Source organism: Streptomyces sp. NPDC059850, from assembly GCF_042731515.1.
GTDB lineage: Bacteria > Actinomycetota > Actinomycetes > Streptomycetales > Streptomycetaceae > Streptomyces.
Genome location: NZ_JBHWJI010000012.1, coordinates 97,222 through 110,997, shown reverse-complemented (window position 1 = coordinate 110,997; position 13,776 = coordinate 97,222). Strand labels below are relative to the sequence as shown.

At 71.3% G+C, this 13,776-nt stretch carries 9 protein-coding genes; 7 read left to right on the top strand and 2 right to left on the bottom strand.

The genetic code is table 11. The features are described from left to right. Position 1: 1 nt before the first annotated feature. Positions 2-4,816: a beta-ketoacyl synthase N-terminal-like domain-containing protein gene (locus ACFV9T_RS12600; RefSeq protein WP_385439184.1), complete on the bottom strand. Its 4,815-nt coding sequence runs from the start codon at positions 4,814-4,816 to the stop codon at positions 2-4. A gap of 199 nt (positions 4,817-5,015) precedes the next feature. On the opposite strand from ACFV9T_RS12600, the gene ACFV9T_RS12595 reads away from it, so the two are divergent. Then, on the top strand, positions 5,016-6,497 hold the full coding sequence (locus tag ACFV9T_RS12595; protein WP_385439182.1) for an SDR family NAD(P)-dependent oxidoreductase: 1,482 nt from the start codon (positions 5,016-5,018) through the stop codon (positions 6,495-6,497). Positions 6,498-6,516: 19 nt separating this feature from the next. Here the strand turns inward: ACFV9T_RS12595 and ACFV9T_RS12590 are convergent, their stop codons facing one another. Then, positions 6,517-7,782, bottom strand: coding sequence for an MFS transporter (locus ACFV9T_RS12590; protein ID WP_385439181.1), 1,266 nt, complete (start codon positions 7,780-7,782; stop codon positions 6,517-6,519). A gap of 212 nt (positions 7,783-7,994) precedes the next feature. On the opposite strand from ACFV9T_RS12590, the gene ACFV9T_RS12585 reads away from it, so the two are divergent. The 6 genes from ACFV9T_RS12585 to ACFV9T_RS12560 all read left to right on the top strand — a co-directional run bounded on the left by ACFV9T_RS12585 (position 7,995) and on the right by ACFV9T_RS12560 (position 13,666). Next, positions 7,995-8,240, top strand: coding sequence for an acyl carrier protein (locus tag ACFV9T_RS12585; RefSeq protein WP_385439179.1), 246 nt, complete (start codon positions 7,995-7,997; stop codon positions 8,238-8,240). Continuing rightward, positions 8,237-9,862: an HAD-IIIC family phosphatase gene (locus tag ACFV9T_RS12580; protein WP_385439176.1), complete on the top strand. Its 1,626-nt coding sequence runs from the start codon at positions 8,237-8,239 to the stop codon at positions 9,860-9,862. Before ACFV9T_RS12585 ends, ACFV9T_RS12580 begins: the two co-directional genes overlap by 4 nt. Positions 9,863-9,945: 83 nt before the next feature. Next, complete coding sequence (locus ACFV9T_RS12575) at positions 9,946-11,604, top strand: PQQ-binding-like beta-propeller repeat protein (RefSeq protein WP_385439175.1); 1,659 nt, start codon at positions 9,946-9,948, stop codon at positions 11,602-11,604. A gap of 157 nt (positions 11,605-11,761) precedes the next feature. Next, positions 11,762-12,541, top strand: coding sequence for an alpha/beta fold hydrolase (locus ACFV9T_RS12570; RefSeq protein ID WP_385439174.1), 780 nt, complete (start codon positions 11,762-11,764; stop codon positions 12,539-12,541). Positions 12,542-12,579: 38 nt separating this feature from the next. Then, on the top strand, positions 12,580-13,071 hold the full coding sequence (locus ACFV9T_RS12565; protein ID WP_385439172.1) for an FAD-dependent monooxygenase: 492 nt from the start codon (positions 12,580-12,582) through the stop codon (positions 13,069-13,071). Positions 13,072-13,090: 19 nt separating this feature from the next. Then, positions 13,091-13,666 (top strand): HAMP domain-containing protein, encoded by a 576-nt coding sequence (locus ACFV9T_RS12560; protein WP_385439169.1) that lies wholly within the window; start codon positions 13,091-13,093, stop codon positions 13,664-13,666. Positions 13,667-13,776 lie beyond the last annotated feature (110 nt).

Below are 13,776 nucleotides of genomic sequence, written 5' to 3'. Positions count from 1 at the left end.
GTCATGGTGTGCGTCCCCCATCCGTGAACCAGAGGTCCGTTTCGTCGAACGGATAGGCGGGGAGCCGCAGCCTGCGCGGCTCGACGTTCGCGAAGAGTGCCTGCCAGTCGACGGGCTGGCCGGACAGATAGCGCTCGCGGGCCAGCTCGGGACTCGGGCGCTGCGGGGCGGGTTCCCGCTCCGCCGGTGGTGCGTGGACCGGCTCGCCCGCCGTGCGCAGCACGCGCACCAGCTCCTCGCCGGAGGAGACACACCAGGCCTGGCGGTACGCCAGGGGCTCACGGCGGCACAGGGTGTACGCCACGTCGAGCAGGTCCTCGTCCGACAGCCGCCCGGCCCGCTCGATGTGGTCCAGCAACGTGGCCGTGAGCCTGCGCAGCGCCTGTGGGGTACGCGCCGACAGCGGCACCAGCAGGCTCTGCGCGCGGGTGCCGCGCCGGGCAGGACGGGCAGGACGGCTCGGTGGCGAGGAGAGGACGACATGGGCGTTGGTGCCGCCGAAGCCGAAGCTGCTGATCCCGGCCGTGAGCCGGTCACCGTCGTCCCAGGGGACCGTCTTCCGCAGCACCTCGAAGGGGGTGTCCTCCAAGGCGATGCCCGGGTTGAGTTCCTGGACGTGGAGGTTGCCCGGCAGGGTCCGGTGTTCGAAGGCCTTGATCACCTTGGTCACGGAGGCGATTCCGGCGGCGGGCTCCAGATGGCCGATGTGGGATTTGACCGCGCCGAGCCGTACGCGGCGCCCGGCGGGCTCCGGCACCAGGTGCGCCCACGCCCGCTTGAGGGCGTCGATCTCGATGGCGTCGCCCAGCACCGTCCCGGTCCCGTGCGTCTCGATGTAGCCGGTGCGGGCGGCGAGTTCGGGGGTGTAGGCGTCGAGCAGCAGGTGGTATTGGGCGTTGGGGTTGGGGGCGGTGAGCGAGTTGGCGCGGCCGCCGTGGTTCTCCGCCACGCTCTCGACCACGGCGCGGATGGCGTCGCCGTCGGCGAGGGCGTCGTCCAGCCTCTTGACCAGGAGGGTTCCGTACCCCTCACCACGTACGTAGCCATTGGCCGAGGCGTCGAAGGCCGCGCACCGGTGGTCGGGCGACAGGAACCGCGCCGCCTGCAGCCCCTCGTTGATCTGGGTGTCGAGGATGAGGTTCACCCCGCCCACCACCGCCGCGTCGCACACCCCGGCGCGCACATCGCGGCACGCCTTGACCAGCGCCACCAGGGAGCCGGAGCAGGCGGTGTCGAGGGTCGTCGAGGGGCCGTGCCAGTCGAACCAGGAGGAGACGCGGCCCGCGATGAGGCTCATGGAGTGCCCCACCAGCGAGTACGGCATCTGCCGGGCGTCCGCCCTGGCCTGGAGCAGCGCGTAGTCGTTGCCGGTGGCCGCCATGTAGCAGCCGGTGCGCGATCCGCTCAGCTCGGACGGGGCGTACCCGGCGTCTTCGAGCGTGTGCCAGACGGACTGCAGCAGCAGCCGCTGCCGTGGGTCCATCCAGCTGGCTTCCAGGGGTGAGATGGAGAAGAACCGGGCGTCGAACCCCTTGACCCCGGGCAGGAATCCGGCGACCTCGCCGGGCAGGCCGCGTTCGCCACCGGCCGGTGTGACGCAGTCCCTGCCGTCGACCAGGGTCCGCCAGAACGCGTCGGGGTCCGGCCCGCCGGGCAGGACCGCCGAGAGTCCGACGATGGCCAGGCGGTCGTCGGCGCCGGGTGCGGCCGGGTCCGTCCCCGGGCGTGGCGCGGCCGTCGGCCGGATGTCCTGCCCCTGGCCGGGCCGCCGGTCTCCGGCCTGCCGGACGACGGTGTCGGCGACGTTGCGCAGGGTGTTGAGGCGGTAGAAGTCGTGCGCGTGGACGACGACTCCGTAGCGTTCGCTGATCCTCGTGGCGAGGATGTTGTAGCCGAGCGAGGTGACGCCCTGATACCCCAGGGGCCGGTCGGCGTCCGGTGGCGCGAGGCCCAGTTCGGCGGCGACGAGCTGTCGCAGCTCGGAGAGAAGGTCTCCGGGTCCCGTCCCGCCGGTCTCGCGCGGGGCCCGATCCGGCGGCGACGTCTCGTCCTCCGGGTACAGTCCCAGCGAGGACAGGGGCGCCTCCGCCAGCTTCTTCACGTCGGTCTTGCCGTTGGCCGTCAGCGGGATCTCGCGGAGCCGGTGCACGGCCTGCGGCACCATGTAGTACGGCAGCGTGTCCCGGCACCGCTCCCGCACCGCCCCGGCGTCGAAGTCCTCGGTGGCGGGCAGCCACACGAAGCAGCGCAGGTGCGGTTCGGGCTCCGGCCGGACGACGGCGACGACGGTGGCGGACGGCGCCTGGGCGGTCACCGCGGCCGCCACTTCGCCGAGTTCGATCCGGTGGCCGTTGACCTTGCGCTGGCCGTCGTCGCGGGAGACGTAGGTGAGGTGCGACGGCCCTTCGTAGTGGACCAGGTCGCCGGTCCGGTAGGAGGGCGTGCCGTCGGGCAGCACGCCGAAGGCCGCCGACGGGGCGTTCAGATACCCCTGGGCCACGCAGTCGCCCGCGATCAGCAGCTCGCCTCGCATGCCCGGGGCGACGGACCGCCCGTCGGCGTCCACCACGTAGTACCGGGTGTGCTGCGCGGGCTCTCCCAGGTGGACGCGCCGGGCGTCCGTGACGCGCTGCCAGCTCGCCCAGATGGTCGCCTCGGTCGGCCCGTACATGTGGTAGACGTCCGCGCCCTGGCTCAGCAGATACTCCGCGAGGTCGCGGTCCAGGGCCTCCCCGCCGCACAGCAGGGTCATGGGCCGGGCGGCCCGCCATCCGGTGGCCTTCAGGATGCGCCAGGTGGACGGCGTGGCCTGGACGACGGTGGCCCCGCTGCCGTCGACGCTCTCGGCGAGCAGGGCCCCGCTGGTCCTGGCCTCCTCGGACAGCACCTGGACGCTCGCGCCGCACAGCAGCGGCAGCAGGATCTCCAGCAGCGAGATGTCGAAGCCGATCGGCGTCAGGGCCACGATGCGGTCGTCCGGGCCCATGCCGGGGTCCTCCCGCACGGAGTGCAGGAAGTTGGCGAGGCCGCGCTCGCTCACCGCCACGCCCTTGGGGGTGCCGGTCGACCCGGAGGTGAACATCACGTAGGCGGTGCGGTCCTCGTCCGTGGGGACCGGTGGCCGAAACGGATCGTAGGCACCGGGCGCCGGGGCTCCGTCCACTTCCCGCGTCCGTATGTGGGGGAACAGCCGCGCCGCCCGGTCCCGGGTCGCCGCGTCCACCAGGATCACGCCCAGGTCGGCGGTCTTCGCCATGTACGCGAGCCGGGCGTCCGGCAAGCCGGGGTCCAGCGGTACGAACGTACGCCGCAGCGCGAGCGCGGTCAGGTAGGCGACCGGGATCGCCGCCGACCGCTCCAGGAAGACGCCGATCGGCCCGTCCCCGGACCCCGCCAGGTCGCCGCTCAGCCGGTGCGTGGCGCCGAGCAGTTCGCCGTAGGTGAGTGACCGGTGGTCGTCCACCACGGCCACCCGGTCCGGCTCCCGCCCGGCGGTGGCGATCAGAGCCTCGCCCAGGCCCTGGGTGTCCGGGGCGGTCCGTAGGGCTCCCTCGGCCACCGGTTCCGGCGGGCGCGACAGGTCGCACCGTGACGGCGGGCGGTGCGGTTCGGTGGCCATGAACCGGGCCAGGCGGCAGAAGTTGGTCGCCAGCGCCGACAGGGCCGGTGGCGACATCACGCGCGTGGAGGAGTCGAAGGAGAGGTGGATGCCCTGCTCGTCGGAGCTGAAGTTGACGCTCAGTTCGCTCGAACTGCCGGTCTCGGGCTTGCGGACCCAGGACACCTCCAGCCCCCGCAGCTGCGGCACGGCGGTCGGCAGCATGGCGGAGGACGCGTTCACCACGAGGTTGAGGACGCTGTGCCCCAGATCCGCCGTGGCTCCCTGCCCGGTGGTGGCCAGGGCGAGCAGGTCGAGCGTGGGGAAGCCCTGGTGGCCCCTCAGCTCCTCGCGCCGGGTGCGGACCTGTTCGAACACCGACAGCGCGGGCCGCTCCGCCGAGACGTCCAGCCAGAGCGGCAGCAGATTGGTGTGGCAGCCGTAGGGGGCTCCGTACGCCCGGGTGTCCACGGTGTGCGCGACCACGACGCTCCGGTCATCGTCGCCGCCGTACGTGTGCGTCAGGGCACCCGTGACGCCCACCACGAACTGGAGCATGGTCAGCTCGTGGTGGCGCAGGAACCGGTGGATGACGTCGGCCCGCTCGCCGGTGAGCGTTTCCCTGACCGCGATGGCGCGGCCGGTCGGCTGGGGCTCAGCGGAGGAGAAGGGCAGCGGCTGGTGCAGCCGTCGGCCCGCCAGCATCGACCGCCAGTAGGCCTCGTCCTCGGCGGCGGCGGTCTCCCCCACCGCGCCGAAGGACCGCTCCCGCACCGGCGCGTCCCCCTGCCAGCAGGCGCTGAGCGCGGCGATGAACGGGGCGTAGCAGCCACCGTCGAACACCACATGGCTGAAGTCCAGGCGCAGCCACAGCTCTTCCGGACCCGCCTGCCAGCACCGGAAGCGGAACAGCTCCCGGCCGGTGGGATCGATGCCGCCGGGGTCGAGGAGTTCGTCCTCCCGCTCGCAGCGCCGCACTATCCGGCGGGGCGCCGGACGGCCGCGCGCCATGAGCGTTCCGCCGACGTCGGTGAAATAGGAGAGAAGGCGCGGAAAGGCGGTCGAAACCACCTCTCGTAATGCGCCGTCGAGACGGCTGATGTCGACATCGCCGGTCAACGCGTAAACGTAGCTGATGGTGAGTCCCGGGTCATCGGGATTCTGGTGGTACCGGTGCCACTGAAAGCTTTCGTAGGCGCTCGCCTGACGTTGCGTCATGCGTACAGACCTTTCGCCCGCCCAGGCCTCTGGAAAATCCCATGATGCCGTGCGGCGATCATTTGTCACCACCGTGCACGGTCGCCTTCGTTCCTGTCAGGTGTTCAACTGCTTCCGTGCCGCGGTTGAACACCCCGGCGTCCGCGATACTCACCCCGTCCACGGCGTCCGTTCGACGACGCTCATCGGAGGTATCCACGTGCTGCTTTCGGATCACGACGTGGCGCTGTTCGCCCGGATCAGCGGCGACCGGAACCCGCTGCACCGCTCCCCCGGCTACGCCCGCCGTACACCGTTCGGCCGAACCGTCGCGCACGGCGTCCTCGCGGCCCTGGCGACGCTGGACGAACAGGCGCCGGACGCGGCGGGGGTGACGGCCGTCGAGGCCGACTTCGGCAACCCCGTCTTCCCCGGGGTGCGCTACCGCTCCGACACACTCGACGGTGGCCGATACTGGCTGCTCGACGGCGACCGGACCTGTCTGACCGTGCGGATCCGCCCCGGCGCCCCGCCGGGCCTGGATCCGCTTCCCGTACCACCGGAGCAGTCGGCGGCCCCGCACACGATCGCGGATCTGCCGCCCGGCACCACGGTGTCCGGCGCGTACGGCCCGGACGGGATCGACGCGCTGTGCGAGCGGTTCCCGGCCGCCTCCCGGCTGCTCGGGCGGACGCCGCTGGCCTGCCTGCTGTGGGCGGGCTATCTGGGCGGGATGCGGCTGCCGGGTGAGAACTGCCTCCTCGGGCGGGTGGCGCTGCGGTTCCTTCCGGTCACGGCCTCCGGCCCCGCGCGGCTGTCGTACACCGCCCGCGTGCTCCATACCGACCACCGTTTCGGGCTGGTGTCGATCGGCGGGGAGATCACGGCGGACGGCGAGGTCGTCGCCGAGGCCGAGATCGAGGCGGTGGTACGTACGCCCGCTCCCCTGGCCACGTCGGCCGCGCTGGGCACGCATCTGAATCCGTCCACCCGGTTGCGGGGCACCTCGGCCGTGGTCGTCGGCGGCAGCCGTGGGCTGGGCGCGGCCCTGTCCCTGGCGCTGGCGTCGCAGGGGTGCGAGGTCTACGTCGGGCACCGGGGCGCCCTTCCGGACTCTCTGCGGGCCGACGGCGACGGGCTGCCGGGCCGCCTGCACTCCGTACCCGGCGACGCCGCGGACCCGGGCTGGAGCGGCGAGGTGCGCGCCCGTGTCGAGCGCGCGGGCGGCCGGCTCGACTTCCTGGTCTGCAGCGCGGCCCCGCCCCTGCACACCCTTGGCCTGGTACCGACCGACCTGGACCGGATGGACGCGTTCCTGACCGGTTCGACGCGGCTGGTCAGCGCGCCCATGGCGGGGCTGCTGGACCTCCTGGAGCCCGGGCGGGGCAGGTGCCTGGTGATCTCCTCGGCCGCCCTGCGCGAACCGCCCCGGGACTGGCCGCACTACGTCGCGGCCAAGTCCGCCGTCGAGGGCCTGGTCCACTGGGCCGCCCGGCACCACCCCGGGGTGGCGTTCCTCCTCGCCCGGCCGGGGATGCTGCGGACCGAGCAGACGAACTCGCCCAGCGCCCGGGAGACGGCCGGGCCGGTGGAGCCGGTGGCTGCGAGACTCGTACGCCGCTTGATGGCCGCCGGACCCGCCGATGGGGTCCCGCGGATCATCGGCGAGGACGCCCTCGACGCGGTCCCGGCCGGGCGGTGACGGACAGGCGGGAACGCGGTCAGACCATGGAGGTCGTATCCGCGCCCTCCTCGGCCCCCTGGGCGCCGCTGCCGCCCATCCCCCGCACGGCGATGAGCGCGAAGGCGAGGACGACGAAGGCCGCCGCGGAGAAGATGGGAACCGCGCTCGACCCGTCGATGATGCCGAAGACGACGCCGGACAGCCCCGCGGAGATGGCCGCGGTGGCACCGGCCGTGCCCATGACGGAGCCCTGGTGGCTGTCGGCCACGGCCGCCGACATCATGCCCACCAGACCGCTGTACGAGATGCCGTAGGTGACCGCGCCCACCAGGCACAGGGCGTAGAGCGCGATCGACGAGCCGGTCAGCGCGGTACCGGCGATGCACACGGCCATCCCGGCCAGTGCGCCGGTCACCGCGACATGTGGCTTGAGGTACTTCATCGACAGCGGCACCAGGGAGAGGAAGGCGGCCGCGAGGCCGACGCCGACCACCGAGATCAGGTTGGTGACCCCGCGCTGGTCGAAGCCCTCGTTCGCCGTCAGATACAGGCCGATGAACTGGAAGAAGGCCGTCCAGCCCAGCGACATGAAGAGCAGGACGGCGGAGAGCAGCCTGACCCCGGGGAAGGAGAAGGACTCCATCAGGTGCTTCACGGGGTTCGGGAAGGCCATGCGGCCCGCGGGCTTCGGCGCCGGGGCCTCGCGGTAAGCGACGAGCAGGATGAGCAGGTTCAGCAGTGTGGCACCGGCGACGAAGATGAACGGGGTCTTGAGGGTGAACCAGGAGACCAGGGTGGGGTCGCTGAGGTAGCCGCCGATGAGCGGGCCCACCACGTATCCGGTCGAGACGCAGAACATGATCAGCCCGATGGAGTTCACCCGGCGTTCCTTCGGCGTGACATCGAGGATGGCCGCCTGGGCGACCGGCAGGCTGCCGGAGAAGAGACCGCCGATCACCCGTCCGGCGACGAACATGTAGACGTCCCGGCGCAGCATGGCCCAGATGGTCAGCGCGTAGCCCAGTGCCAGCCCCAGCAGGCACAGGGACAGGGTTTTCTTGCGGCGGAAGTGGTCGGACAGGGAGCCGAGCAGCGGTGCGCCGAGGAACATGGCTAACGAATAGCTGCCGATAGCGACTCCGTAGAACAGGTCGCGGGTGCTGGTTCCTCCGCTGCTCATGATGCCGGTATGGGCGTCATAAGAGATGGGAATCAGCACCGGAATGATGAGACTGACACTCAGGTTGTCGATCAGGATGATGAAGTAAAAGGGAACGAGGCTGGCCAACCCGTTTTTACGCATGGTTCCTTCTTCTGTTTCGGCTGCTGGCAGGCGGTGGATTGTAGCCGAGGTGCTGACCACGTTACGTGAACGTCCGCCGCCGTGAACGCAGTTGCGGCGTCCGGTGAGCGATCCTTACGCTCCAGATCCGGCCGTGTGGTGACGGCCGATGGGGATGCTTCACCTTTCTGCCATATGCGTTGGCCGATCGTGGCCGGAACGAGGGTGTTCTCGTGAGGGAAACGAACGAAGTGGACTCGGTGCTGGAGGCGTTCCGGGGGGTGCTGGGCCTGGACGCGGTCGCCCCGGACATCCCCTTCGCCGCGCTCGGCGGGGACTCGATGCGGGCGGTGCGCGTGCTGTCGCGCCTGTGGCGGGAACTGGACGTGGAGCTGCCCGTGCACGCGCTCGGAAAGGACACGACCGCGGCGGAACTCGCCGAGGCCGTCCGCGCCCATCTGGACGGCCGGGCGGGATGAGCGGCGCGAAGCGTCCGGGGATCGTCCTCGCCGCGACCTTCACCGCGGACGGGCTCAGGGCCGCGATGGACCACGCGCTGAAGGGGACGGACCGTACGGTCGTGGCGGCACCGTACGGCCAGATCGTGGAGCCGCTGCTCGACCCGGGCAGTGTGCTGCTGACCCACACCGGGGTGAACGTCGTGCTGCTGCGGGTCGAGGACCTGGTCCGGGGCGCCGAGGACCCCTGGGGCGACGTCCGGCTCCTGGACGAGCTGCTGTCGGCGCTGTCCGCCTCGCCCACCCGCTCCGCGGCGACCTGGCTGGTGGCCCTGGCCCCGCCGTCGCCGGGTGCCCTGGCCGACCCCGCCGGGGCACGGTGGATCGGCTCCGCCACCCGGCGGATCACCGACACCGTCGGCCCGCTGCCCGGTGTGCACCTCATCCCGCTGGACGGCCTCGCCGACCGCTACGGCGTGCCGGAGACCCACGACGAGTACGCCGACCGCATCGCCCATCTGCCGTACACCGACGCGTACTTGGACGCGCTGGCCGATTGGCTGACGCGGATGGCCGCGACGACGTGGCGCAGGCCCCGCAAGGTCGTGGTGCTCGACTGCGACAACACGCTGTGGTCCGGGGTGTGCGGCGAGGACGGGCCGCGCGGGGTGGAGATCGGCCCGGGGCGCCGCGCGGTCCAGGAGTTCATGCGGGACCAGCGCGCGCGGGGCAAGCTGCTGTGCCTGTGCAGCCGTAACGAAGAGGCCGATGTCCAGGCCGTGTTCGCCGACCATCCGGACATGGTCCTCACCCTGCCGGACATCACCTCCCACCGGATCGGCTGGGAGCCCAAGGCCCGGTATCTGGCGGAGCTTTCCGAGGAGCTGGGGCTGGCACTGAACTCCTTCGTCTTCGTGGACGACGACGCGGTGGAATGCGCGTCGGTGCGCGCCCAGCTACCCGAGGTCGCCGTGGTGGAGCTGACCAGGGACGCGGCCGCGGCACCGGGCCAGCTGGCCCGTGAGGCGGCCTTCGACCAGCTCACGGTGACGGACGAGGACCGGTTGCGGGCCGACTGGTACGGGGCCGAGCCGGAGCGCCGGGCCCTGGAGCGGTCCGCCCGCGACTACGAGGAGTTCCTGGCCCGCTGCGCCATCGAGGTCACGATGGAGCGACTGCCGGACTCCCTGCTGGAGCGGGCGGCCCAACTGACCACCCGCACCACGCAGTTCACCCTGGCGGGCACCGCCTTCACGGTGCCGGAGCTGCGGCAGCTGCTGGACGGCGGCGGCCATGGCTGGATGGTGCGGGTCCGCGATGTGTTCGGCGACTACGGCACGGTCGGGCTCGTGGTGGCGGAGGCCGACGGTGACACCCTGCACGTTCCCGTCTTCCTGCTCAGCTGCCGGGTCCTCAACCGCCGGGTGGAGACGCGGATGCTGCGGCTGCTCAGCGCCGAGGCGGGTGCGCTCGGCTGCCACGCCCTGCGTCTGCCCTTCTCGCCCACCCGGCGCAACGCGCCCGCGCGCCACTTCCTCCAGCAGCTCTCCGGCAGGGCCATCGGCGCCGACGACACGCCCGGTGTCATCGACGTACGGGCCGCCGACTGGGCCGACGCCTCCGCGGACGTGTCCGCGCGGTAGCCGAGCCGCCCCCACCACACGTGGCCGGCGACTCCGCCGGACACTCCACCCAAGGCGTCCAGAGGGAACGAGGGAAGCACTCCATGAAACCCGGTACGAGCCGATGGCCCGGTCAGGGCCGGAAGCTGTGGCGGCGGCTGGCCGTCGCGGCGGCCACCTGCGCCGCACTCACCCTGTCGACCGGCGCACCCGCCGCGAGCGGCGTCGAGCCCGCTCAGTCCACGGGCGAACCCGCCCAGTCCACAGGCAAGCCCGCCCAGGACAGAGGTGTCCCCGCGAAGTCCGACTGGCGCAGCGCGGGACAGAACAACCACAACACCCACCACGCCGCCACCGAGCGCACCGTCGGCCCGAAGAACGTGGGCAGACTGGCGCCGAAGTGGACCTTCACCACCGCGGGCGATGTCTCCGCCACCCCCACCGTCGTGAACGGCACCGTGTACGTGCCCGACTGGGGCGGCAAGCTCTGGGCCGTCGACGCCGACAGCGGCAAGGAGGTCTGGTCGAACACCATCACCAGTTACGACGGCATCGCCGGGGACATCTCCCGGACCAGTCCCGCGTACTGGAAGGGCGACCTGTTCATCGGCACCGGCACGCTGATGACGCCCGAGGCCAAGAGCGCCTACCTCATCTCCATCGACGCGAAGACCGGCGAAAAGCGCTGGAAGACCAAGGTCGACGACGATCCGACGACCGTCATCACCTCCTCCCCCACCGTGGACAACGGCGTCATCTACGTGGGGACGTCCTCCAAGGCGTCGACCCTCCACGACGAGCCGAAGTTCCGCGGCTCGGTGCTGGCCATCGACGCGAAGACCGGCAAGATCCTGTGGAAGACGTACACCCTCCCCAAGGGGTACACCGGCGCCGCCGTGTGGGGCAGCCAGCCCGTGGTCGACCACAAGACCGGCCTGCTCTTCGTGGGCACGGGCAACAACTACACCTCTCCGCCGGGTGTCTGCCTCAATCCCAAGCAGACCGACTGCACCCCGCCGGACAAGGACAACCACTTCGACAGTGTCCTCGCCCTCGATCTCAAAACCGGCAAGCTCAAGTGGGCTCACCACACCCTGACCGCCGACACCTGGATGATGTACCAGCCCAACCAGGCCCCGGACTTCGACTTCGGCTCCGCTCCGAACCTCTACACCACCACGATCGACGGCAAGCGGACCGACCTGCTCGGAGTGGGGCAGAAGAGCGGTGTCTACTACGCCCTCGAACCGGCCACCGGCAAGGTCGTGTGGGAGACGCAGGCGGGCCCCGGCGGGCCGCTGGGCGGCATCCTGTGGGGCACGGCCACCGACGGGAAGCACATCTTCGCCGGTATCGGCAACGGTGATCACCTGCCCTACACCATCACCGCGGCCGACGGCACCAAGACCACCATCAACAGCGGCTTCTTCGTGTCGCTCGACGCCGCCACCGGCGAGATCGAGTGGCAGACCGCCGACCCGCAGGGCAAAGACGGCCAGTGGCTGGACGACTCCTTCGTGACCAGCGCCAATGGCGTGATGTACGCGGGCTCGTCGGCGCCGGGCGGCACCAACATGTACGCGCTGGACGCCGAGACCGGCAAGATCCGGTGGGACTTCGCCAGCGGCGGCTCCGTCTTCGGCGGACCCGCCGTGGTCGACGGCAGTCTGTACTGGGGCTCCGGCTACTACATCTCCAACGTGGGCGAGGGCCTGAGCGGCCACAACAACAAGCTCTACCGCTTCACCCTCGACGGCCGCTGACGCGCGTCCCCGCCCCGGTCAGGTGAACGGCCCGGACCGCCTGGTCCGGGCCGTTCACACCCGGTGGACCCTGACGACGTCGAGCGAAAGCCCGAGCCTACGGCGTCCGGCGATTACTCTCATCTCTCGACCGATGTGATGACAGGGGAGCCGGACTGTGCGTAACGCCGTTGTGACGACCGAGGGTGACCAGATCCGCTGGGTCGAGCTGCCGGGGCGGGAACCCTCCCGCGTCTACGTTCACGGTCTGGGCGCCACGTCACCCGCCTACTTCGCCGAGATCGCCCTCCACCCGCTGCTGGCCGGTCACCGTTCGCTGCTGATCGACCTGCTCGGTCATGGCATCAGCGACCGCCCGACCGGTTTCGGCTACACCCTGGAGGCGCACGCCGACGCCCTCGCCGAGGCGCTGGGCGCCGCGCGGGTCACCGGTGCGGAGGTGATCGCCCACAGCATGGGCGGCTCGGTGGCCATCGTCCTGGCCGCCCGCCACCCGCACCTGGTCTCGCGCCTGGTGCTGGTGGACGCCAACCTCGACCCGATTCCGCGCGTGTCCGGCTCCGGTGGCAGCAGCGGCATCGCCGCGTACTCCGAGGCGGAGTTCCTGGCCGGTGGCTGGGAGGGGGTCCGCGACCGGGTCGGGCCCCACTGGTGGTCCACGATGCGCCTCGCGGGCCGTGAGGGCCTGCACCGCAGCGCGGTCAACCTCACCCGAGGCACCGTCCCGACCATGCGCGAACTCCTGCTGGACCTGAAGGTTCCGCGCGCCTATCTGCTGCCCGAGGCCGACGGCCCGCTCCCCGGCGCGGACGCGCTCGCCGCGGCGGGGGTGGCCGTCGTCCCAATCCCGGACTGCGGCCACAACATCATGCTGGACAATCCGGACGCCTTCGCCCGCGCCACCTCGGCCGCCCTGACCGGCCGGGGGCGGGACTGACCCGATCCTCGCCGCAGCTGGCTTTGCTGTGAGTTTCTGTGAGCTTCGGCCTGACCCTGGCCCGCGATCCCGGCCGCCGCGGGGTCGCCCACCGCATCGTCGAGCGTGGCCCGGTCCCGAACCGCGCCACGAGGGCCAAGGCCATCCAACCCCGCTCCCTCGAAGTGCTCGACGACCTCGGCGCCGTCGGCCACGTCCTGCGGAACGGAATCGCCAAGCTCCGTATGCATTTTCACGAACCGTCCGGCGCGATCGTGGACAAGCCGTCGATCTCGGTTCGAGCGCCGGACTCCTTTCACACGCCATATCCCGACGCACTCTGGATCGGCCAGTTCGACGTCGAGTTCGCGTTGCGGCAACGCCTCGAAGAGCTCGGCGGGCGCGTGGAGTTCGGTACCGAGATGGTCCGTATCGACCAGGCTGACGACGCCGTCAGCGTCAGCGCTGGTACCTCGGCGACGTCACCGGGCCGGACATCGACCGTGGCTCCATGCACATCTGACCGTCCGAACGCGGCATACTCGGCCTGACTCCGCTCGGCAACGACCTTTGGAGTTCTACCAGCGGCTGGTCGACGAGCGCGCCGGCAAGGATATCGTCGTCCTGAGGAGTGCGACCTGGCTGTCGGTGTACCGGGGGAACGCGACCGACCTGCCCGCGGTGGCGGGCGATCAGGCACCGCGGGTACGCGACACCGTGGAGCAGCAATTGACCGGCGATGTCTTTCTCGCCTGCCTCAGCCCGAACGGCCGTGTGTTGCGGGTCATCCACCCGGCCGCGCGGAGCGCTCCCGCGCTGCCCCTGCTCGACGCGCCGGGGCAGCACGGCCGCAGCGTGGTCGTCGGTGGCTCGCTCGCCCAGGTCAACGCGACGATCAGACAGCTCGGTATCCGGGTGTTGGTGATCGACTCCGTGGTGCTGGCGCTGCTCGACGTAGCCGGATGGTTCGCCGTGCGCGCCGGGCTGCGCCCGCTGCGCCGGATCGAGACCACCGCGGCAACCATCGCGGACGGCGACCTGTCCAGCCGCGTCCTCGAGCGGGAAGCGGCACGGCTGGTCGCCCCGTGCCCCTCTCCGGTCGCGGCGGCGGCCCCCTTCCGCATCCTGCTCCCCCAGCACCACTGAGCGCGCCCAGCGACCTCGCCCGCCACGGGCACACCGGCGCCGTCCACAACCGCTCGTTCGTCCGCTCCTCTTCCGGCCGGAACCGCCACATCAGGTGGGTCAGCAGGCGG

Coding starts and splice junctions, on each gene's coding strand:
- ACFV9T_RS12590 (WP_385439181.1), bottom strand. CDS start 7,782: ATGCGTAAAAACGGGTTGGCCAGCCTCGTTCCCTTTTACTTCATCATC.
- ACFV9T_RS12580 (WP_385439176.1), top strand. CDS start 8,237: ATGAGCGGCGCGAAGCGTCCGGGGATCGTCCTCGCCGCGACCTTCACC.
- ACFV9T_RS12600 (WP_385439184.1), bottom strand. CDS start 4,816: ATGACGCAACGTCAGGCGAGCGCCTACGAAAGCTTTCAGTGGCACCGG.
- ACFV9T_RS12575 (WP_385439175.1), top strand. CDS start 9,946: ATGAAACCCGGTACGAGCCGATGGCCCGGTCAGGGCCGGAAGCTGTGG.